18 protein-coding genes are annotated in these 20747 nt (G+C 54.8%); 8 read left to right on the top strand and 10 right to left on the bottom strand.

Annotation, left to right across the window (positions count from 1 at the left end; all coding sequences use genetic code 11):
• Positions 1-38 precede the first annotated feature (38 nt).
• The 5 genes from FD737_RS10865 to sanA all read left to right on the top strand — a co-directional run bounded on the left by FD737_RS10865 (position 39) and on the right by sanA (position 4833).
• The gene (locus FD737_RS10865; RefSeq protein ID WP_097116619.1) at positions 39-413 is read left to right on the top strand and encodes a CidA/LrgA family protein; all 375 of its coding nucleotides are present in this window, start codon (positions 39-41) and stop codon (positions 411-413) included.
• Positions 406-1098 carry a CidB/LrgB family autolysis modulator gene (locus FD737_RS10860; protein WP_097116618.1) on the top strand — a complete coding sequence of 231 codons (693 nt, stop codon included), beginning with the start codon at positions 406-408 and terminating at the stop codon, positions 1096-1098. The genes FD737_RS10865 and FD737_RS10860 overlap by 8 nt, the downstream gene beginning before the upstream one ends.
• 124 nt (positions 1099-1222) lie before the next feature.
• Positions 1223-2119, top strand: coding sequence for a cytidine deaminase (cdd, locus tag FD737_RS10855; RefSeq protein WP_160833485.1), 897 nt, complete (start codon positions 1223-1225; stop codon positions 2117-2119).
• Between the two features lie 160 nt (positions 2120-2279).
• Entirely contained in the window at positions 2280-3977 is a 1698-nt protein-coding gene (locus tag FD737_RS10850; protein WP_160833484.1) for an NAD-dependent malic enzyme, read from the top strand.
• 136 nt (positions 3978-4113) lie between these two features.
• Positions 4114-4833: an outer membrane permeability protein SanA gene (gene sanA, locus FD737_RS10845; RefSeq protein WP_034824903.1), complete on the top strand. Its 720-nt coding sequence runs from the start codon at positions 4114-4116 to the stop codon at positions 4831-4833.
• A gap of 977 nt (positions 4834-5810) precedes the next feature.
• On the opposite strand, the gene mglC is transcribed toward sanA, so the two are convergent.
• The 7 genes from mglC to FD737_RS10810 all read right to left on the bottom strand — a co-directional run bounded on the left by mglC (position 5811) and on the right by FD737_RS10810 (position 14046).
• Positions 5811-6821, bottom strand: a complete 1011-nt coding sequence (gene mglC, locus FD737_RS10840) for a galactose/methyl galactoside ABC transporter permease MglC (RefSeq protein ID WP_034824905.1) — start codon at positions 6819-6821, stop codon at positions 5811-5813.
• An 18-nt stretch (positions 6822-6839) separates the two neighbouring features.
• Complete coding sequence (gene mglA / locus FD737_RS10835) at positions 6840-8360, bottom strand: galactose/methyl galactoside ABC transporter ATP-binding protein MglA (protein WP_034824907.1); 1521 nt, start codon at positions 8358-8360, stop codon at positions 6840-6842.
• A gap of 70 nt (positions 8361-8430) precedes the next feature.
• On the bottom strand, positions 8431-9426 hold the full coding sequence (mglB, locus tag FD737_RS10830; RefSeq protein WP_034824919.1) for a galactose/glucose ABC transporter substrate-binding protein MglB: 996 nt from the start codon (positions 9424-9426) through the stop codon (positions 8431-8433).
• Positions 9427-9730: 304 nt separating this feature from the next.
• A complete protein-coding gene (gene galS, locus FD737_RS10825) occupies positions 9731-10771 on the bottom strand; it encodes an HTH-type transcriptional regulator GalS (RefSeq protein ID WP_097116615.1) in 1041 nt (346 codons plus the stop codon).
• 141 nt (positions 10772-10912) lie between these two features.
• Positions 10913-12073: a DUF418 domain-containing protein YeiB gene (gene yeiB, locus FD737_RS10820; protein WP_160833483.1), complete on the bottom strand. Its 1161-nt coding sequence runs from the start codon at positions 12071-12073 to the stop codon at positions 10913-10915.
• 51 nt (positions 12074-12124) lie between these two features.
• Positions 12125-12790: a GTP cyclohydrolase I FolE gene (gene folE / locus FD737_RS10815; protein ID WP_034824925.1), complete on the bottom strand. Its 666-nt coding sequence runs from the start codon at positions 12788-12790 to the stop codon at positions 12125-12127.
• 125 nt (positions 12791-12915) lie between these two features.
• Complete coding sequence (locus tag FD737_RS10810) at positions 12916-14046, bottom strand: YbfB/YjiJ family MFS transporter (protein WP_160833482.1); 1131 nt, start codon at positions 14044-14046, stop codon at positions 12916-12918.
• A gap of 104 nt (positions 14047-14150) precedes the next feature.
• Between FD737_RS10810 and FD737_RS10805 the strand changes: the two genes are divergently transcribed.
• The 3 genes from FD737_RS10805 to fghA are packed head-to-tail and all read left to right on the top strand — an operon-like array spanning position 14151 to position 17088.
• Positions 14151-15062, top strand: a complete 912-nt coding sequence (locus FD737_RS10805; RefSeq protein ID WP_038645851.1) for a LysR family transcriptional regulator — start codon at positions 14151-14153, stop codon at positions 15060-15062.
• A gap of 46 nt (positions 15063-15108) precedes the next feature.
• Positions 15109-16233: an S-(hydroxymethyl)glutathione dehydrogenase/class III alcohol dehydrogenase gene (locus FD737_RS10800; RefSeq protein WP_034824931.1), complete on the top strand. Its 1125-nt coding sequence runs from the start codon at positions 15109-15111 to the stop codon at positions 16231-16233.
• Positions 16234-16245: 12 nt separating this feature from the next.
• Positions 16246-17088 (top strand): S-formylglutathione hydrolase, encoded by an 843-nt coding sequence (gene fghA, locus FD737_RS10795; RefSeq protein ID WP_160833481.1) that lies wholly within the window; start codon positions 16246-16248, stop codon positions 17086-17088.
• Positions 17089-17230: 142 nt separating this feature from the next.
• Here fghA and FD737_RS10790 read toward each other — a convergent pair whose 3' ends face one another.
• The 3 genes from FD737_RS10790 to FD737_RS10780 all read right to left on the bottom strand — a co-directional run bounded on the left by FD737_RS10790 (position 17231) and on the right by FD737_RS10780 (position 20738).
• The gene (locus FD737_RS10790) at positions 17231-18019 is read right to left on the bottom strand and encodes an ABC transporter ATP-binding protein (RefSeq protein WP_160833480.1); all 789 of its coding nucleotides are present in this window, start codon (positions 18017-18019) and stop codon (positions 17231-17233) included.
• Positions 18019-19098 carry an iron ABC transporter permease gene (locus tag FD737_RS10785; RefSeq protein WP_034824944.1) on the bottom strand — a complete coding sequence of 360 codons (1080 nt, stop codon included), beginning with the start codon at positions 19096-19098 and terminating at the stop codon, positions 18019-18021. The genes FD737_RS10790 and FD737_RS10785 overlap by 1 nt, the downstream gene beginning before the upstream one ends.
• A 173-nt stretch (positions 19099-19271) precedes the next feature.
• Entirely contained in the window at positions 19272-20738 is a 1467-nt protein-coding gene (locus FD737_RS10780) for an amino acid permease (protein ID WP_160833479.1), read from the bottom strand.
• Positions 20739-20747: the final 9 nt, after the last annotated feature.

The raw sequence follows: 20747 nt of genomic DNA, 5'->3' as shown, positions 1-20747 counted from the left end.
GGCGGCTTTTTTATCGACCCTCTGTTGTGGAGCCTGTCGTGCTAACTGCTTGCTGGCACTATTTGCGTGCCTTTGTGATTATCTATGCCGCGCTCTATGCCGGAAACGGTATTGCAGCCCTGCTGCCGTTTACCATTCCGGGCAGCATTATCGGCATGCTGCTGCTGTTTACCTTGCTGGCGCTGCAAATCCTGCCGGTCGGTTGGGTGAAACCGGGCTGTCATTTGCTGATACGTTATATGGCGCTGCTGTTTGTCCCGATCAGTGTCGGCGTGATGGGTTATACCGATATCCTGAGCGCGCAGTTTGGACCGATTGTCGTCTCCTGCGTGGTAAGTACCTTTATGGTGCTGTTAATCGTTGGCCTGAGCGCCGAACGTTTGCAGCGCCCGAAGGAGCATCCTCATGACTGACGCCTGGTGGTCACTGCCGCTCACCGTGGTGGCGTATCTGCTGGCGCGTAAGCTGGCAGCCAAAATCAATATCTCGATCATCAATCCGCTGTTGGTGGCGATGGCGATTGTGATTCCGATCCTGCTGCTCACCCATATCCCTTATACCCGCTATTTTGCCGGCAGCACCTTCCTTAATCAGCTGCTGCAACCTGCGGTGGTCGCGCTCGCATTGCCGCTGTATGAGCAGATGCATCAGATTCGCGCGCGCTGGAAAACCATCATCAGCGTCTGTTTTATTGGCAGCATCACCGCGATGGTCTCCGGCACTGCTATTGCGCTATGGATGGGAGCTACGCCAGAAATTGCCGCGACGATTATGCCGAAATCCGTCACCACGCCTATTGCCATGGCAGTATCCGGTTCGCTGCACGGTATTCCCGCCATCAGCGCCATCTGTGTGTTGATTGCCGGCGTGCTCGGCGCAGTGTTCGGCCATATGCTGCTGAATCTGTTTAAGGTGCACAGCAAGTCTTCACGCGGCCTGGCGATTGGCAACGCATCGCATGCCTTAGGCACGGCGCGCGCGGCAGAGATCGATTATCAGGAAGGAGCATTTAGCTCTTTGGCATTAGTGATTTGCGGCATTATCACATCGCTGCTGGCCCCCTTCCTTTTCCCGCTGCTGATGCACTGGTTGGGCTAAAACTTGCGAGAGATCTCGCAAAGTTGAAACAACTCAATCAGCTTACATTGTCATAGCGACACAGATCACATATAACCCCATAGGCGGCGCATCGCCGCTAACGCGTTAATGAGGTCATCACATCATGCATCCACGATTTACTGCTGCTTTCTCCGCCCTGCCCGCTGACTTGCAAACTGCGATTCATCCCTTGCTGGATGCAGCTGATTTTGACGGCGTACTACGCCCGCAAGACGTGGCGCGCCTGAAGCAGGAAACGGGGCTGGATGATGATGCCCTGGCGCTGGCACTGCTGCCGATTGCCGCCTGCTGTGCGGTGGCACCGGTGTCTCACTTCAATGTGGGTGCGATTTCACGCGGAGTGAGTGGTCACTGGTATTTCGGTGCCAATATGGAATTCGAACATGCGCCGCTGCAGCAAACCGTGCATGCGGAGCAAAGCGCCATTACTCATGCCTGGCTGCACGGCGAAGAGAAACTGGATGCCATCACCGTCAATTACACGCCTTGCGGCCACTGCCGTCAGTTTATGAACGAGCTTAACAGCGGCACGGCGATCCGCATCAGTCTGCCAGGTCGTGCAGTGAGTACTTTGGGCGATTATCTGCCGGATGCGTTTGGCCCCGCCGATCTGAATATCACGGAACGTCTGCTGACACCGATTCATCACGGCTTCGCTGCGCAAGGTGATGCCTTACAGCAAGCGGCGATTGAGGCGGCGAACAACAGTCATGCCCCCTACAGTCACAGCTACAGTGGTGTGGCCCTGCGCAGCCAGAGCGGTAACCTCTTCACCGGGCGCTATGCGGAAAACACCGCTTTCAATCCAAGTTTGCCGCCATTGCAGGCAGCGCTGATTATGATGAACATGCGTAATGAAGCACTGGATACGATTAAACAGGCAGTTTTAGTCGAATGTGAGGGCAGCACGTTAAGCCAGCGCGATGCCACGCGCGCTACGCTGGCGGCACTGGGCTGTGAAGATTTCTCACTTACTTTAGTTTCGAAAACATCAGTTTAGTGATCCTTTCATCGCTTTTGTGACTTTCTATTAACAAAAGCTGTACATCTGCAAGAATCCTCATAGGATCGGGCGCCAGAACTACTTCACAAGAAACAGGTCTGGCGTTACCTTTTCCCGGTGACACGTCAGAAAACACTGCAACCGGAGCAAAGACTGCATGGAACTCGACTACGAAAGTAAACGTCCGCTGTATATTCCTTACGCGGGTCCGATTCTGCTGGAATTTCCGCTGCTGAATAAAGGCAGCGCCTTCACCCTGGAAGAACGCAACGAATTTAACCTCAATGGCCTGTTACCCGAAGCCGTTGAAACCATCGAAGAGCAGGCCGAGCGTGCCTGGCGTCAGTTCCTGGATTTCAAAAACAATAACGACAAGCACGTCTATCTGCGCAACATCCAGGACACCAACGAAACGCTGTTCTACCGCCTGCTGGATAATCATCTGGAAGAGATGATGCCGATTATTTATACCCCAACCGTCGGCGCGGCCTGTGAACACTTCTCTGAAATTTATCGTCGTGCGCGCGGTGTTTTCATCTCGTATAACAATCGCGATCGCATTGAAGACATGCTGCAAAACGCCACTAAGCAGAACGTGAAAGTGATCGTGGTGACCGATGGCGAGCGTATTCTCGGCCTCGGCGACCTCGGCATCGGCGGTATGGGTATCCCAATCGGTAAGCTGTCGCTGTACACCGCGTGTGGCGGGATCAGCCCGGCGTATACCCTGCCCGTGGTGCTGGATGTCGGTACCAACAATCAGCAGTTGCTGAATGACCCGCTGTATATGGGCTGGCGCCATCCGCGTATCACCGGCGAAGAGTACGAAGCCTTCGTTGATGAATTTATCCAGGCAGTGAAACGCCGCTGGCCAAAAGTGCTGCTGCAGTTTGAAGACTTTGCACAGAAGAACGCTATGCCGCTGCTGGAGCGCTATCGCGATGAGGTGTGCTGCTTTAACGATGACATTCAGGGCACTGCCGCCGTTACCGTTGGCACCCTGATCGCCGCCAGCCGTGCAGCGGGCAGCCGTCTGTGCGAGCAGAAAGTGGTGTTCCTCGGCGCCGGTTCCGCCGGTTGCGGTATCGCTGAGCAGATCATCGCGCAGATGAAATCTGAAGGTCTGAGCGACGACGAAGCACGTTCCCGCGTGATGATGGTCGATCGCTTTGGTCTGTTGACCGACAAACTGCCTAATTTGCTCGATTTCCAGGGCAAACTGGTGCAGAAGAGTGAAAACCTGAAGGACTGGGATGTGACCAGCGATTCTATTTCACTGCTGGATGTGGTGCGCAACGCGAAGCCAGACATTCTGATTGGCGTGTCAGGTCAGCCGGGTCTGTTCACCGAAGAGATCATCCGCGAGATGCACAAGCACACTAAGCGTCCGATCGTGATGCCGCTGTCAAACCCAACCTCACGCGTTGAAGCCACCCCTGCGGATATCATCTCCTGGACCGACGGTGAAGCGCTGGTCGCGACTGGCAGCCCATTTGCACCGGTGACCTGGAAGGGTAAAACCTACCCGATTGCCCAGTGCAACAACTCCTATATCTTCCCAGGTATTGGTTTGGGTGTGATTGCCGCCGGTGCCACCCGCATCACCGATTCGATGCTGATGACCGCCAGCCGCGCCCTGGCTGACTGCTCACCGCTGGTGAACGATGGCGAAGGTCCAGTGCTGCCAGAATTGAAACACATTCAGGGCGTTTCGAAGCTGATCGCTATGGAAGTGGGTAAAGCAGCGCAGTTGGCTGGCGTGGCCGTTGTGACCTCAGAAGACGTGCTGTCAAAAGCCGTTAACAACAACTTCTGGCTGCCGCAGTATCGTCATTATCGCCGCACGTCTATCTAAGCAGGCAGCGCAGCCGGTAAATTCAGTACCGGCTGCGCTTAAAATATCGCCAGCCAACCGGCGTAAACTTGCTTAGCGCCCCCACCTCAAGTAGCCTTTAGCCATCCTTTTTTCCGCCAACCGAGTGCTTACGCGCATGATTAAACGCGTTTTCTTTGGTCTGTTTTTCATCATCTTATTGATGGTGGCGACCGCGCTCGGCCTGGATCGCTGGATCAGCTGGAAAACTGCCCCGTTTATTTATGAAGATGTCACCTCGCTACCGCATCGTCAGGTCGGGGTGGTCTTAGGCACCGCCAAGTATTACCGCACCGGCGTGATCAATCAGTATTACCTTTATCGCATTCAAGGTGCGCTTAACGCGTATAACAGCGGCAAGGTGAATTATCTGCTGTTGAGTGGTGACAACGCGCTGCAAAGTTATAACGAACCGATGACCATGCGCCGCGATTTGATCAAAGCCGGTGTCGATCCTGCCGATATCGTGCTCGACTATGCCGGATTCCGTACGCTGGACTCGATTGTACGCACCCGCAAAGTGTTCGACACCAATGATTTCATCATCATCACACAACGCTTCCACTGTGAGCGCGCGCTGTATATCGCCCAACATCTGGGAATTCAGGCGCAGTGTTATGCGGTTCCGTCTCCAAAAAATATGCTGTCGGTGCGTTTCCGCGAGGTTGGTGCTCGTTTAGGCGCATTAGCCGATTTGTATCTGATGAAACGTGAACCTCGTTTCCTCGGCCCGCTGGTGCCGATTCCGGCGGTGCATGAAGTGCCGGAAGATGCACAGAGTTATCCGGCGGTGACGCCAGAGCAGTTGCTGGATTTGGAAGAGAAGCTGCAGAAGTAACGCTACCTGAAAATATTGCGTTGATGCCATCTGGTGTCGCCTGGGTTGTTGTGGTGACGCTATCTGGTGCTGCTTCAGTTTACTGTTATAACGCTGTCGGGTATCGCCTCAGGTTACTGTTATAACGCTGTCTGGTGTCGCTTTAGGTTACTGTTATAACGCTGTCTGGTGTCGCTTTGGGGGCTGGCGGTCCTCGCGCCGCTGACGCGGTGCCTTCACGCCGTTCGTCTGCCTTACGGAACGGCGGGGATGGCACATCCATGTGCCGCCCCGCCTTCCGCCCGCATCCCTGCGGGCTATCCTGGCATCCTCACTCTGTTCAGCGCTGCGAAAAGCCTGCCCCCAAAGCGGCACCAGCCTGCTATTGAGCTTAATTGCGTGCTGTTAAAAAAGAGCACACAGCGTCAGACCATAGCCGAATAGCTGTAAGGCTGTGCTCGGATGCCGTGCATTTGGTATCAAGACAGGCACAACGATGTTGCTTCCGCTCTTTTCCACCACAAAAGCCATCTGCAAAAAGTACAATATCCGTTCAGAAAACGGGCTCGATGTTTAAAGCCATGTCCCTTCACCGCTGAAAGAAGTATTCGCAGAAGCCGCATATTTTTGAAAAAACGGGCACAACGTTTGAGGCCAAAGCACCTCTGCTGATGCAAGGGCTATCCGCAGCGCTGAGGCTTTTACGTTGGGCCAGGAGATCCACGCAGGGATGCGTGGATCAGTTCGGGGCCGACCAGGGATGGTCGATCCCCGAACGGTCCGTCGGCACGACGTGTAAGCCGAGGGCACCGCGTCAGCGGCGCGAGGACTGCCCGGCAGCAGCAGAGGTGCTTTGAGCCCACACCGCACCCGCCCTTCGCCCTTCGCCCTTCGCCCTTCGCCCTTCGCCCTTCGCCCTTCGCAGTTTGCACAAATAAAAAAGGCCACCATTTATAAAATGGCAGCCTTTTGCAGTGATGTGTTGCTGTGTGTCAGTCTTATTTTTTACGTGCGTACTTCAGTGAATCCAGGGCTACAGCGAAGATGATAATGCCGCCCTTGATAATGTACTGCCAGTAAGGGTTCACGCCGATGTAGGTCAAACCGTAGTTGATAACGGTGAAGATGATCACACCGGTCACCACGCCCGCAACTGTACCCACACCACCCGCAAATGACACGCCGCCGACCACACAGGCCGCAATCGCATCCAGCTCATACATAAAGCCGAGGTTGTTGGTGGCACTGCCGATGCGGCCCGCTTCCAGCATCCCGCCGAAGGCGTAGAACACACCTGACAGCGCATACACCAGAATCAGGTTCAGCGGCACGTTAACGCCTGAAACACGAGCGGCTTCCGGGTTACCGCCGATGGCAAAGATGTTCTTACCGAAGCGCGTTTTATTCCACAGAATCCAGACAAAAATAATGGCAATAAACGCGTAGAAGGTGATGAATGACAGCTTGAAATCACCGAAACGGAAGAAGCCCTGAGCAAAGGTCGAGAAGCCCGCGTCAAAACCGGCCACCGGTGATGCGCCAACAAAGTCGTAATACAGCGAGTTAATGCCGTAAACGATAATCATGGTGCCCAACGTGGTGATAAATGGCGTCACTTTCAGATAAGCGATGATCACGCCGTTCACCAGGCCAATCACACCACCGATAATGCACACGGTCAGGATAACCAGTGGAATCGGTACGGTATCCAGGTGCGGGAACACCTTATTGGCGTTATCCATGGATTGCAGCAAGGTCGCCGCAACCACCGCGGCCAGACCGACCTGGCGCCCGGCTGACAGGTCAGTACCCTGCGTCACGATCAATCCGGCCACGCCCAGTGCAATAATAATACGCACTGAAGATTGGGTCAGAATGTTACTCAGGTTCATCAAACTTAAAAACGTCGGGTCCTGGAAAATAATAATTGCCAGCAGTACCAACAGGACAACGTAAATGCCGCCCTCTTTTAACCAGGTTAGCGCATTCTTTTTAGTAGTCGCTTTCATGTTAAAGCCCTTGCTTCATTAAAGGTGTAATGACGCTAAACGCAGGATTTCATTCTGCGAGGTCGTTTTGGTCTCGACAATGCCCGCTACCAGGCCATTACTCATCACTAAAATACGATCGGTAATTCCCAGCAATTCTGGCATTTCAGAAGAGATAATAATGATGCCCTTCTCTTTCTTCGCCAACTCAGAAATTAACTGATAAATTTCGAACTTAGCACCAACGTCAATACCGCGCGTCGGTTCATCCAGCATCAGAATTTCCGGCTGGGTTAATAACCAGCGACCAATAATAACCTTCTGCTGGTTACCACCGGAAAGCGAACCAATTTGCGTATGATGACCTGGCGTTTTCACGCGCATTGAATCAATCACCCACTGGGTATCACTCTTCATGCGCTTATTATCAAGCAAGCCCATGCTGGATTTGTATTTTTTAATATTGGAAATAAGCGAGTTAAAACCAATATCCAGATAAGCATAAATCCCGGTTGAACGACGCTCTTCCGTTACCAGCGCAAAGCCGTGGTTAATCGCTTCATTGGCACTGTGGTTATTAATCGCTTTACCGTGCAGCTTAATGGTACCGCCTGACTTCTCGCGAATACCAAATAAAGTCTCAACGATGTCAGTACGTTTAGCGCCCACCAATCCGGCGATGCCTAAAATCTCACCTTTGCGCAGGTCGAAGGAAATATCGCGAATCGACGGCTGACGCAGCGAGGTTAAATGACGCACCTCAAGAATAGTTTCGCCCGGCACGTTGGTCTTATCCGGGAAACGCTGGTTCAGTGAACGACCGACCATCATGGCGATGATCTTGTCCATATCCAGCCCTTCCAGCGGCTGGGTGGCAATCCACTGTCCATCACGCAAAATCGTAATCTCATCACACAGTTGGAAAATCTCTTCCATCTTGTGTGAGATATACACAATACCGCAGCCACGATCTTTCAGCTTACGGATAATAGTGAACAAGTGATTCACTTCTTTTTCGGTCAGCGACGATGTTGGCTCATCCATGATGACGATTTTCGCGTCATAGGAAAATGCCTTGGCAATTTCAATCATCTGCATTTGCGAAACAGACAGATTAGCCACTTTATCGCGTGGATCGATATCAATATCTAATTCGTCAAAGATCGCTTTGGTATCGCGATACATTTTATCCTGATCAACAAACACGCCTTTACGTGGATAGCGGCCAAGCCACATGTTATCCATCACGTTGCGTTGTAAAACCAGGTTTAATTCCTGATGCACCATTGAAACGCCATTCTCAAGCGCTTCTTTGGAACTTTTATAATCAATTTCTTCACCCTGAAACAGGATGCTCCCCGTATCCTTTTTATAAATACCAAACAGGCATTTTAATAATGTGGATTTTCCGGCGCCGTTTTCGCCCATTAAGGCATGGACGGAGTGCGGCCGCACTTTCAAATTCACATTATCTAAGGCTTTCACCCCTGGAAATGATTTCGAGACATTCGTCATCTCCAGCAGATATTCACGCTGTGCGGTCGGATTCTCACTGGCCATAATTTACCTGGCTAAATAAAACGTGGGTCAGATGCAATAAGGCGCGGCGTGCTGCCGCGCCCGGTACGTATTACTTCACAAACTGAGACAGGTTTTCTTTATCGACTGGTACGTAAGGAACACGTACGATTTTGTTTTCCATCTTGAAGTTAGTACCGGCGGTTGGCTCTTTGCCATCGGCCAGGTTCTTCGCGATATCAATGGTGGCTTTCGCCTGGTTTTCCGCATCGTTCAGCACGGTACCGGCCATCGCACCGGATTTCACCAGTGCCAGCGCTTCTGGCAGCGCATCCACACCAAACACAGGAATGCTGGTTTTGTTGTGCGCTTTCAGGGCTTCTACTGCGCCCATTGCCATCGCATCATTGTTCGCGATGATCACTTCAATTTTGTTGCCGTTCGGGCCAGACAGCCAGGCGTCAACTTTGTCTTTTGCCTGTGCGGTGTCCCACATCGCGGTATCCATCGCCAGCTGCTGAGTTTTGAAACCATCGGTGTTCAGGGTTTCGATCACGTATTTGGTACGTGCTTCAGCATCCGGGTGGCCCGGCTCACCTTTCAGCAGAGCAAACTGAATCTGACCATCTTTGTTCAGATCCCAGGCTGGGGTGGCTTTCCAGTGCTTCTCAATCAGTTTGGCCTGGATGATGCCTGACTCTTTAGAGTCGGTACCCACGTAGTAGGCTTTCGGGTAGCTGGCCAGTACTTTGGCATTCGGCTCTTTGTTAAAGAACACCACTGGCACATCATTCGCTTTCGCTTTGTCGATCACCACTGCCGCAGCAGCAGGGTCAACCAGGTTGATTGCCAGCGCTTTCACGCCTTTGGCCATCAGTACGTCAATCTGGTCGTTCTGGGTGGACTGGCTGTTCTGCGAGTCATTCATCAGCAACTGAATGCCGCCCAGTTTTTTGGCTTCGCTGTCGATGTCCTTGCGAACCATAGACATAAAGTTGTCGTCGTATTTATAAATTGTCACGCCAATGCGGGTATCGGCGGCGTGCGCAGTTGCACCAAACATCATGCTGGCAACCAGTGCTGTGAGCGTGAAAACCTTCTTATTCATGGTATCTCCGGTTTTTTATGTAGGGCATATCATCGCGCTGTGCTGCCTGCAAGCAACCAGCGCAGTCGGTTCAAACTCATTTATGGGGCGGACGCGTAACGCAAAGCCGGGCCACCATCGCTATCCTGACTTCCCTGTACGTAAACGCTTCCTGAAGAGTGTTGTGAACTATTTCAATCGGCTACTGAAACCTGACCGGAGAAGGAGAACCCGGCGTTACATGATGTTTCAGTCCGGTAAGACGCTGCCATCATAGTGAGCGCCATGTTAATTAACTGTGAATGTAATCACAGATTGGAAACGGTTACACAGCGCTATCGCCCGAATTAGTGACCGACTCCACAATTTGCCGCTGAGCAACGGAATGGCGGCGTACCAGGGTCGGCATAAAGCAGTGTGTGGCGTCGGGATCGAGTTCGCCCGCTGCGCCTTTTAAGGCCAACTCCGTGGCCAATTTAGCCATAGAAACAATAGGATAGCGCACAGTCGTGAGTTGCGGGTCGGTGTAACGTGAGATGGGAATATCATCAAAGCCGATGACGGAGAAGTGCTGTGGCACCTGAATGCCATTATCTTTCAATGCGGTCAGCGCCCCAGCGGCCATACCGTCGCAGTAGGAGAAGATGCCGGTTAGATGCAGGTTACGGCCCAGTAACTCCACCATCGCCGCTTCCCCACCCTGCATGTCCGGTTCGCCATGGGCAATCCAGGACTCCTGGGGGCGAATCCCCTGCTCTGACAAGGCCTGCAGCCAGCCTTCACGCCGTTGCGTCACATCTTCAATCGGGTGGCTGGAGCTGAGATAACCAATGCGTTGATGTCCCTGTTGTAACAACATGCGCGTTGCCATCAGAGATCCCGTTACATTATCCAGGCAGACGCAACGATGTTCGTACCCGGGAATAGTCCGGTTAATCAGCACCATACCGGGAACCTGATCCATAAACTGAGTTAGTTCAGCGTCTGAAAGCGTTTTCGCGTGGACCACTAAAGCGTTACATCGTTGACGGATCAGCACTTCAATCGCATGACGTTCTTTCTCTTCCTGATGCCATGAATTGCTGATTAACACGTGTTTGTGCACGCGCTGCGCCACGGTATCTACCGCTTTTACTAACGCGCCAAAGAAGGGATCGGATACGTCCATCACCACCACGCCAATAGTGTCACTGACCTGGGTGGCCAGTGCCTGCGCGTTGGCGTTCGGGCGATAACCCAGTGATTCCGCCGCCTGGAGTACGGCTTCACGGGTATCAGGGGTGACTGCACTGCTGTTATTGAGCACACGCGACACGGTGGCTACTGATACACCGGCCTGACGGGCGACATCTCGAATCGTTATCATGCAGCTGTTCCACAGAGGAGAAAATGCGCGACAAGCGCGTAACGGCGCTATTTTGTCAGGGCATTTTATTCAGCTGCGTGAATCACGTCACACAGATGAAAACGGTTACATACAAATCTGCAACCTTTGTGATGAACATCATTATCTGATGCGGGAGGAAGGTTCCGTTTTGCCGGCGGCGAGACGTGTCAGTTTGCGCCAGATCCACTCCATTGGGCCCTGCGGGAAAAAGCGCAGCCAGAGTACAGAAAACAGGATGTTAACCAACCAGACAGCCGGGACCAGTGCCAGCAGATGCAGGCGATCAAACTTGAGGAACAGATTGAAGCGATAGAACAGCGTGGTGCAGATCAGCGTCTGTAACAGGTAGTTGCTGAGTGCCATGCGGCCAACGCATTGCAGCGCATAACTGAAACGTGTGGCACCGATTTGCGGCCAGAAGCCAAAACAGAGCGCCGCATAGCCGAGACTGATAAACGGGCTGGCGAGATCGCGCGGCACCTGCAGTAAGAAGCCGCTCCAGCGAAACTCCCAGTCCAGTAACCATTGCGCCACAATGCCGGGAATGGCTATCAGCCAGCCGATCGTCAGCAGCAGCGCGGCCGAGCGACGATAGTGCTGCACGCTGAACTCGCCTTTCAGCCAGCCGCTGCGCATCAACGCCGCGCCAATCAGCATCAATCCCGCCAGCTGCCAGCCGTACTGCGCGGCCAGCGCCATCAAGCCGGATGAAAGATGGTCGAGGCGGTTCTGAATCGCTTCCCAGCCGCCGACCAGTTTCCAGTAGCTTTCATACTCGATATCGGCAGCACCCGGCAGCCACGAACGGCCCGGTTCCGGGCTGGAAATGCCCCAAAATACCAGCAGTACGCCGCAACCGATCAGGTAAAGCAACGCGCCAGTTTGCAGCAGAGCTTTGTCCGAAGGCACTTCACGCAGCATCCGCCAGATAATCAGCCCGGTCAGACCGTAATCCAGCAGGATATCCCCTTCCCAGAAGAAGATGCTGTGAATAAAACCCAGCAGCACCAGCAACGTCAGGCGCGCCGACATCCAGCGACTGCCACGCGGGATCTGCAGACACAGGCCACCACCGAACAACAGCGCAAACAGCGTGAGGAATTTCAGTTGCGCCAGGCCATCCATGATCGCCCAGGTCCAGGCATCGGAAAGCGAGATAGTGCCCTGCCACGCCGGATTGAGATAGGCAGCCGATGGCAAGCCAAAACCCACGATATTGAGCAGCAGAATGCCGAGAATGGCGCAACCACGAATGAAATCCAGCGCAAGATAGCGTTGCATCGAGTGACCTGACGGAGAGAGAAAACGGGCGGCAATAAGCCGCCCAAAGGATTAGCTGTGACGCACCGCGCGTAAGAACTCCTGGCGCGTATTCTGGCTAGACTTGAACAGGCCACCCAGTGATGTGGTGGTGGTGGCGCTGGTGGCATCTTTCACGCCACGCGCTTTCACGCAGTAGTGCACCGCATCAATCGACACCGCCACGTTGTTGGTGCCAAGCAAAGTTTGCAGCGCCACCAGCACTTGCTGGGTTAAGCGCTCTTGCACCTGTGGACGCTGGGCAAAGAACTGCACGATGCGGTTGATCTTCGACAGACCAATCACCTTCTCTTTCGGGATATAAGCGACGGTGGCTTTACCGTCGATAATCACGAAGTGGTGCTCACAGGTGCTGGTCAGGGTGATATCACGCACGGTGACCATCTCATCCACCTTCATCTTGTTTTCGATGACGGTGATTTTCGGGAAGTTGGCGTAATCGAGGCCTGAGAAGATCTCGTCCACGTACATCTTGGCGATGCGATGTGGCGTCTCCATCAGGCTGTCATCTTCCAGATCCAGATTCAGCAGCTGCATGATTTGGGTCATATGACCGGCGATTTCACGCTTGCGGGTTTCGTCATCCATCTCGCGCACCGGGGCGCGTAACGGCGTTTCCAGGCCACGCGCCAGCAGCGCTTCGTGAACCAGGGCGGCTTCCTGACTTAAGGTGCTCATCGTACTCTTTCTCCGGCAGGTGATGCGCCCGCAGATCGTCGCCTGCGGGGGAAATTCTGAGCGCGTATTGTGAAACACAACGCGCGCGTAATCCAGCAATCAATCCAATCGGAGATGAAAGCTTTTCATGGTGCCGAACGGCGTAATACCAGTAAGCCCGCCAGAATCAGTGCACCACCCGCTACCCACAAGGCAGGATCGAGGCGGTGCCACAGCAAACTGGAGATCCATGACAGCAACGGCCCGCCCAACTGACCGACTGCGTAGCCGGTGGTCAGCAGACCGGCCAGATAGCGCGCGTGATGCGGCGCCAGCTCGCGACCGTATTGCAGTGTCAGCTGCACCACACATAAGAATCCGCCGCCAACTAACAGCGCGCTAATCAACAGCCCATCCAGCCCTGGCAGGACAATGGCGGAGATCACGCCCAAAGCCTGCGCCCAGAGCACCACTGCCAGCCGCAGATGGCTGCTGCCCCAGCGCCGCGTCAAAATGCCGAGCACAATGCCGATCACCGCTGCGCCGCCAAACACCGGCCAGACAAACTGCGCCAGCGCACTGTCCGGGAAACGCGCGGCGGTCATCTGCGATAAGAAGGTTGCGGGCAGAATGTAACCAAAACCGGCGAGACTGTAGCTCAGTACCAGGCGTTTCAGGTTACCGTTGAGCACCAGCGGCGCAGGCGCCTGATCGGGACGATGTAACTGTCCCGTGCGCGGTAAAAAACGCGCAATGGCGGCGATGAACAGCAGCGCCAGCAAACCATAAGCCGCCCAGCCCAGTGCCGTGCTGGCCCCGCTGGCATGCAGCGCCACCGCCAGCATTCCGCTGATGAAAATCCCGGTGCCGGGTCCGGCAAACACCGCCGCCGACAAGCCTGGCCGTCCATGATGCAGCAGTTGCTCATTACTCCAAGCAGCGATCAGCACCATGGCCCAACCGCTGGCACCGCCAATCACAAAGCGGATCAAACCGTGCAGCCACGGCCCGCTGACGCAGGCAGACAGCAGCGTCAGAATCACCGCGCCCCACACGCCAGCCTGCAGCCGCCATTCGACACGCTTATGCGCGCGCATGGCATCAAAGGAGCCACACAGATAACCAAGATAGTTGAGCGCCGCCACCAGACTGGCGCTGGTCAGCGTTAACTGATGGTCCTGAATCATCAATGGCACCTGCGGGGTGAAAGCAAATCGCCCAATCCCCATCGCAACCACTAAACTTAAAAACGCGCTCAGCGCGACACGAAACGCCATTCCCACTCCCGTTCAGATTCTTTTAGCACTTGTTATTAGCATGCATGACGATTACACTCACGAAAAGTGAATAATATTAACCAAGTTGTTTACGGAAAGAGAATATGGATTTAGTACAACTCCGCATGTTCTGTTCTGTGGCCGAAACCGGTTCGCTGGCGCGCGCCGCGGAGCTATTGCATCGCGTGCCCTCTAATCTCACCACTCGTCTGCGCCAGTTGGAAGAAGAGATTGGCGTCGACCTGTTTATCCGTGAGAAGCAGCGTATTCGATTGTCGCCAATGGGCCACAATTTCCTCAATTATGCTCAGCGCATCCTTAGCCTGAGCGATGAGGCGCTGAATATGGCCCGTGCCGGAGAACCGGGCGGGAACTTTGCTTTTGGTTCGATGGAGAGCACCGCCGCGACCCGTCTTCCTGGTCTGCTGGCGGCTTATCATCAACGATTTCCCAATGTGGCGCTATCGCTGGTGACGGGCACCTCGGGCGATATCATCGATAAAGTGCGCGCCGGTACGCTGGCGGCCGCGCTGGTGGATGGCCCAGCCACCCATGATGATCTCAACGGCTGCATCGCCTTTCGCGAGGAGATGGTGCTGATCACCAGTCTCGATCACGACCCGATTACCAGCGCCCGCGACACGCAGCATGACACGCTGTTTGCCTTTGGTAACAGCTGTTCGTATCGCACCAAACTGGAGTCCTGGTATCGCGAAAGCCAGACCTCACCGAAAAGCGTGATGGAGATTCAGTCTTACCACGCGATGGTGGCGTGTGTGGCAGGCGGTGCGGGCGTGGCAATGATTCCGGCGTCGGTCCTGACGCAGATGCCCGGCCGCGCGCGCGTGCAGGAGCATGCATTGCCACCCGCTTATCGCGATACCGCCACCTGGCTGATGTGGCGCCGCGATGCCTTCACGCCCAACGTGGAAGCGCTGAAGTATTTGATTATTGAAATGTTTGACGACCGCCCACTTAACGATGAGTTGCTGCATCCGCTGCAAACCGCTGAGTGAGTTTTTAATTTTAAGTAAATCACGACATCTGAAGAAGAGGGATTGCATGAACATGATTAAAACCCGCGCTGCCGTTGCCTGGGCAGCGGGCGAACCGCTGAAAATCGAAGAAGTGGATCTGATGCCACCGCAAAAAGGTGAAGTGTTAGTGCGCATCGTCGCCACCGGCGTGTGCCACACCGATGCTTACACTCTGTCAGGTAAAGATCCGGAAGGCGTGTTCCCGGCGATCCTCGGTCACGAAGGCGGCGGCGTGGTGGAAGCGGTGGGCGAAGGCGTCACCAGCGTGGCGGTCGGCGATCACGTGATCCCGCTTTACACCCCAGAGTGCGGCAAATGTAAGTTCTGTCTGTCAGGCAAAACTAACCTGTGTCAGGCGATTCGCTCCACCCAGGGTAAAGGCCTGATGCCAGATGGCACCACCCGCTTCTTTAAAGACGGCAAGCCCATTTTCCACTACATGGGGACTTCAACTTTCTCTGAGTACACCGTGGTACCGGAAATTTCACTGGCGGTGATCAGCAAAGAAGCGCCTCTGGAAGAAGTGTGCCTGCTGGGCTGCGGCGTGACCACCGGCATGGGCGCCGTGATGAATACCGCCAAAGTGAAAGAAGGCGATACCGTGGCGATTTTCGGCCTCGGCGGCATTGGTTTGTCGGCGATCATTGGCGCGAAAATGGCGAAGGCCGGTCGCATCATCGGTATCGACCTCAACACCAGCAAATTCGATCTGGCGCGCAAACTGGGTGCCACCGATCTGATCAACCCGAAAGATTACGATAAGCCAATTCAGGATGTGATCGTTGAGCTGACCGACGGCGGTGTAGACTTCTCCTTTGAGTGCATCGGTAACGTGAACGTGATGCGTTCCGCGCTGGAGTGCTGCCACAAGGGCTGGGGCGAGTCAGTGATTATCGGCGTAGCCGGTGCAGGTGAAGAGATTTCCACGCGTCCGTTCCAGTTAGTGACCGGTCGTGTATGGCGCGGTTCGGCGTTTGGTGGCGTGAAAGGCCGTACCCAACTGCCGGGCATCGTGCAGGATTATCTGGACGGTAAGTTCGCGCTGAACGATTTCATCACGCACACCATGCCACTGGAAGAGATTAACGAAGCCTTTGATCTGATGCACGAAGGGAAATCCATTCGTTCGGTTGTGCATTTTAACAAGTAAAAAGGAGGCGTTATGGCATCCACTCTGGAACTGCTGGAAGAACATCGTATCTTCGGCGGCTGGCAGCAGCGCTGGCGTCATCAGTCGGCGGTGCTGAACTGCCCGATGACCTTCAGCATTTTCCTGCCGCCACCGCAGGATGACACACCGCCGCCGGTGGTATGGTTTCTCGCCGGACTGACCTGTAGCGACGAGAACTTCACCACCAAAGCCGGTGCGCAGCGTGTTGCCGCTGAGCTGGGCCTGGTGCTGATTATGCCGGACACCAGCCCGCGCGGTGACGCAGTGGCCAACGACAGCGGCTACGATCTCGGTCAGGGCGCAGGTTTTTACCTCAACGCCACGCAGCAGCCCTGGGCGGCGCACTATCGTATGTTCGATTATCTCAGCGAGGAGTTGCCGGCCCTGGTGGCGGACAATTTCAAAGTGAGCGATCGTCAGTCGGTAATGGGGCATTCAATGGGCGGACATGGCGCGCTGGTATTGGCGTTGCGTCAGGGTGGACGTTTTGCTTCGGCATCCGCGTTCGCTCCAATCGTCAATCCAACCGAAGTGCCGTGGGGACAAAAAGCTTTCACCGCCTATCTGGGTGAAGATCGCCAGACCTGGCGCGAGTGGGACAGTTGCCTGCTGATGCGTGAAGTGGAACAGCGCTTACCGATTCTGATCGATCAGGGTGATAGCGATCAGTTCCTCGCCGATCAGCTGCGTCCGGATCGCCTCGAAGCGGTAGCGCGTGAGCAAGGTTTTCCGCTGGAGCTGCGCGTGCAGCCGGGCTATGACCACAGCTACTTCTTTATCGCCAGCTTTGTCGAGGACCATCTGCGGTTCCACGCGAAGCATCTGTTGGTGTAGTTCACGTCAGTTGATGTGGAGACAGTAAGGGCGCACCAGGTGCGCCCTTTTTTGGCTATGGCTGACTGTGATTGGCTAAAAGCCTCACCAACATTCATCCTCAGCCTCTCTTGATGTTGAGCTTAAGCGTCTTTTGCGAGGTTTAAGCCAGCGATTCCGCCACCAGCCCATCGATCATCACCTGCGGCATGCCCTGCGAGCAGTGTTCAATACGCCCGCGTACGCCATACACCTGCGCCAATGTGTCCGGCGTGATTACCTGTGACGGCTCGCCGTCAGCCAGCAAGGTGCCCTCTTTCAGCATCAACGCATGATCGGCATGACGCAGTGCAATGTTGATATCATGCACCACCACTACCGTGACGATATTGCGCAGGCGGGTTTCGCGGCGTACTAAATCCATTACGTGGAACTGGTAATTGAGATCGAGCGCACTCAGCGGTTCATCCAGCAGCAGCAGTTCCGGACGGCGAATCAGCGATTGCGCCAGACCCACCAGCTGTTTCTGCCCACCCGATAACTGGTCCAGATAACGCATCGCTAAGTGGGCAATGCCCAGCTGTTCCAGCAGATGCATAATCTCGGTTTCACTTGATGCGCTGTGTAAGCCACCGGACGCACGTTGCGCCACGATGATTGACTCCAGCACATGCAGATGCACGCCTGCCGGCAAACTTTGCGGCAGATACACCACGCGCTGGGCACGACGGGCAAACGGCTGTGACATCAGCTCTTCGCCATTCAACCACAGTTCGCCCTGCCCTTTGCTCAGGCCCGCCAGTGCGCGCAGCAAGGTAGACTTACCGCAGCCGTTAGGTCCAAGTAGTACGGTGATTTTGCCGCGTGGCAGCATCGGCACGTTGAGATCTTCAATGACTTTACGCTTCGGATAACCGGCGTAGAAATGGCTGAGACCTAATCCCTGTTCCATTACACCGTCCCCCGATGACGCAGAATAATACTCAGGAAGAATGGCACGCCAACCAGTGAAGTGACGATACCCACTGGAATGATCACGCCTGGAATCAGGTTCTTCGACGCTACCGAGGCCAGTGACAGCACCAGTGCACCGACCAACGCACTGGCCGGCAGATAGTAGCGGTGATCTTCACCAAACATCATGCGAGCGATGTGCGGTGCCACCAGACCAATAAAGCCAATCGGCCCGACAAAAGCCACCGCCAGCGCGGAGAGAATACTGATGCGCAGTAGCGTCGCCAGACGCAAACGGCGCACATCAATGCCGAAACTCACCGCACGATCTTCACCCAGGCGCAGCGCGGTCAGTTTCCAGCTGCTTAGCATCGAGAACGGGATCAGGATGGCGAAAGCCGCCGTGAGCACACCGAGTTTTTCCCACGAAGCACGCGCCAGGCTGCCCATGGTCCAGAACACCAGGCCCTGCAAGGTATCTTCACTGGCGATAAACTGCATCATCGAGACCAGCGCGTTGAAGGTGAACACCAGCGCGATGCCGAACAGCACCACGCCTGAAGTGGACACTTTGGTCCAGCGCGTCACGCCATCCAGCATCAGTGCGGCAAACAGCGCAAACACAAAGGCGTTCGCCGAGATAAACCACTGGTCTGGCACACCGGGAATACCGATGCCGAGAATAATTGCCAGCGCCGCGCCGAAAGCGGCCGCTGAAGAGACGCCGAGCGTAAACGGACTCGCCAACGGGTTATTAAGGATAGTTTGCATCTCAGCTCCCGCCAGACCCAGCGAAAAGCCGACGACGACAGCCATCAACGCATAAGGTAAGCGGATATCCCAGACGATCACGCGCGTGCCCGCATCCACCGCATCAGGATGGGTGAGCGTTTGCCACAGGGTGTCGAGGGAGAGCCCAGCCGGGCCAAGCGTGAAATCAAGAATCACTGACGCCAGTATTGCCAGCACCAGTACGCCAATCAGCATCAGGCGCTGACGTAACACCTGACGATAACGCGTCATGGTATCGGCTTCGCGGTTATTTTCCGCCAGCAGCGCGGAATCCGTGGTCTGCATTGTTCTACCTGTTTCTTATCGAAATCATAACGGCAGCCACAATAGTGCAGGTGATAATAATTATCAATTATATCTGTATGACAAAGCCCAAAACGTTGTAACACGGTTCATCTTTGCCAAAAAAAACGCCGCTAGTCAAAGGTAGCGGCGTTATGTCACCCACGTTTAACGCATTACTCTTTAAACGTCGGGAATTCCATTTCGCTGTACTTCACGAAGCGCGAGCCACGTGCCAGCTTGTAACCGAGCCAAATCAGCAGGAACAGCGGAATGCCGATGTAGGTCGCCGCCACGCCATACCAGTCAATACGATCCGCCAGAAACGCCTGGTAGTTCTGACCCAGTGTAATAATCAGGCACAGCACGAAGGCGAAAATCGGACCGAGCGGAAAGAAGCCGGAACGGTATGGCAGAGCCGCTAAATCATGCCCTTGCGCCACGTAGCCGCGACGGAAGCGATAGTGGCTAATCGCAATACCCAGCCAGGCGATAAAGCCGGTCATGCCTGAGGTATTCAGCAACCACAGATAGACTTCCTGGTTGCCGAACTTCGAGCTCAGGAAGCACAAACCCGCTACCACGGTGGTGGCAATCAGGGCATTACGCGGCACACCGCCTTTCGACAGTTTGGCAAAAATACGTGGGGCTTTGCCTTCCTGCGCCAGGTTGAACAGCATGCGCGTTGAAGCGTACATGCCTGAGTTACCCGCTGACAGCACCGCCGTCAGGATCACCGCGTTCATCACTGCCGCTGCCGACAGTAATCCGGCATTCTGGAACACCAGCGTGAACGGGCTGATGGCGATATCGGTGACATCGTTATGCAGCAGTTTCGGATCGGTGTACGGCAGAATCAGGCTGATGATCAGAATCGCAAAGATATAGAACAGCAGAATACGCCAGAACACCTGACGCACGGCGCGTGGAATATTTTTCCCGGGATCCTGTGATTCACCGGCTGCGATGCCGATCAACTCTGTACCCTGGAACGAGAAGCCGACAATCATCGCCACGCCAATCATCGCGGCAAAACCGCCGGCAAAAGGTGCGTCGCCCACGGTCCAGTTATGCCAGCCGGCGTTTTCTGCACCGCGCATAATGCCGACGATCATCAGCACACCCACCACGATAAAGATGATGACGGTGGCAACTTTGATCAGCGAGAACCAGTATTCCGCTTCGCCGAAGCCTTTGACGGAAATGTAGTTAAGCAGGAACATCAGACCAAGGAACAGCGCGCTCCAGATCCAGCCCGGCGTATCCGGGAACCAGTAGTTCATCACCAGTTGCGAGGCGACGAGATCAACGGCGATGGTGACCGCCCAGTTGTACCAGTAGTTCCAGCCGAGCGCGAAGCCGAAGCCTTCTTCAACGTATTTAGAGCCGTAGGTGGCGAAGGAGCCAGAAACCGGCATAAACGCCGCCAGTTCGCCGAGGCTGGTCATCAGGAAGTAAACCATCAGGCCAATCAGCGCGTAAGAGAGTAATGCGCCACCGGGACCTGCCTGAGAAATGATGGCACCCGAGGCGACAAACAGGCCGGTACCGATGGAACCGCCGATGGCGATCATGGTGAGATGGCGCGCTTTTAATTCACGGCGCAGCCCAGGTTGTTGTGTTGTTTTTGAGTCATTATGCATGTGTAAACG

The sequence above is a fragment of the Pantoea sp. Seng genome, assembly GCF_009829935.1.
Lineage (GTDB): Bacteria > Pseudomonadota > Gammaproteobacteria > Enterobacterales > Enterobacteriaceae > Pantoea > Pantoea communis.
Note: the sequence above shows the minus strand (reverse complement) of the source record. Positions and strands in the feature narration are given on the sequence as shown.

Excerpts from the sequence above, each read along its gene's own strand:
- FD737_RS10860 (WP_097116618.1), top strand. The coding sequence starts at position 406 with ATGACTGACGCCTGGTGGTCACTGCCGCTCACCGTGGTGGCGTATCTG.
- cdd (WP_160833485.1), top strand. The coding sequence starts at position 1,223 with ATGCATCCACGATTTACTGCTGCTTTCTCCGCCCTGCCCGCTGACTTG.
- FD737_RS10850 (WP_160833484.1), top strand. The coding sequence starts at position 2,280 with ATGGAACTCGACTACGAAAGTAAACGTCCGCTGTATATTCCTTACGCG.
- sanA (WP_034824903.1), top strand. The coding sequence starts at position 4,114 with ATGATTAAACGCGTTTTCTTTGGTCTGTTTTTCATCATCTTATTGATG.
- mglC (WP_034824905.1), bottom strand. The coding sequence starts at position 6,821 with ATGAAAGCGACTACTAAAAAGAATGCGCTAACCTGGTTAAAAGAGGGC.
- mglA (WP_034824907.1), bottom strand. The coding sequence starts at position 8,360 with ATGGCCAGTGAGAATCCGACCGCACAGCGTGAATATCTGCTGGAGATG.
- mglB (WP_034824919.1), bottom strand. The coding sequence starts at position 9,426 with ATGAATAAGAAGGTTTTCACGCTCACAGCACTGGTTGCCAGCATGATG.
- galS (WP_097116615.1), bottom strand. The coding sequence starts at position 10,771 with ATGATAACGATTCGAGATGTCGCCCGTCAGGCCGGTGTATCAGTAGCC.
- yeiB (WP_160833483.1), bottom strand. The coding sequence starts at position 12,073 with ATGCAACGCTATCTTGCGCTGGATTTCATTCGTGGTTGCGCCATTCTC.
- folE (WP_034824925.1), bottom strand. The coding sequence starts at position 12,790 with ATGAGCACCTTAAGTCAGGAAGCCGCCCTGGTTCACGAAGCGCTGCTG.
- FD737_RS10810 (WP_160833482.1), bottom strand. The coding sequence starts at position 14,046 with ATGGCGTTTCGTGTCGCGCTGAGCGCGTTTTTAAGTTTAGTGGTTGCG.
- FD737_RS10805 (WP_038645851.1), top strand. The coding sequence starts at position 14,151 with ATGGATTTAGTACAACTCCGCATGTTCTGTTCTGTGGCCGAAACCGGT.
- FD737_RS10800 (WP_034824931.1), top strand. The coding sequence starts at position 15,109 with ATGAACATGATTAAAACCCGCGCTGCCGTTGCCTGGGCAGCGGGCGAA.
- fghA (WP_160833481.1), top strand. The coding sequence starts at position 16,246 with ATGGCATCCACTCTGGAACTGCTGGAAGAACATCGTATCTTCGGCGGC.
- FD737_RS10790 (WP_160833480.1), bottom strand. The coding sequence starts at position 18,019 with ATGGAACAGGGATTAGGTCTCAGCCATTTCTACGCCGGTTATCCGAAG.
- FD737_RS10785 (WP_034824944.1), bottom strand. The coding sequence starts at position 19,098 with ATGCAGACCACGGATTCCGCGCTGCTGGCGGAAAATAACCGCGAAGCC.
- FD737_RS10780 (WP_160833479.1), bottom strand. The coding sequence starts at position 20,738 with ATGCATAATGACTCAAAAACAACACAACAACCTGGGCTGCGCCGTGAA.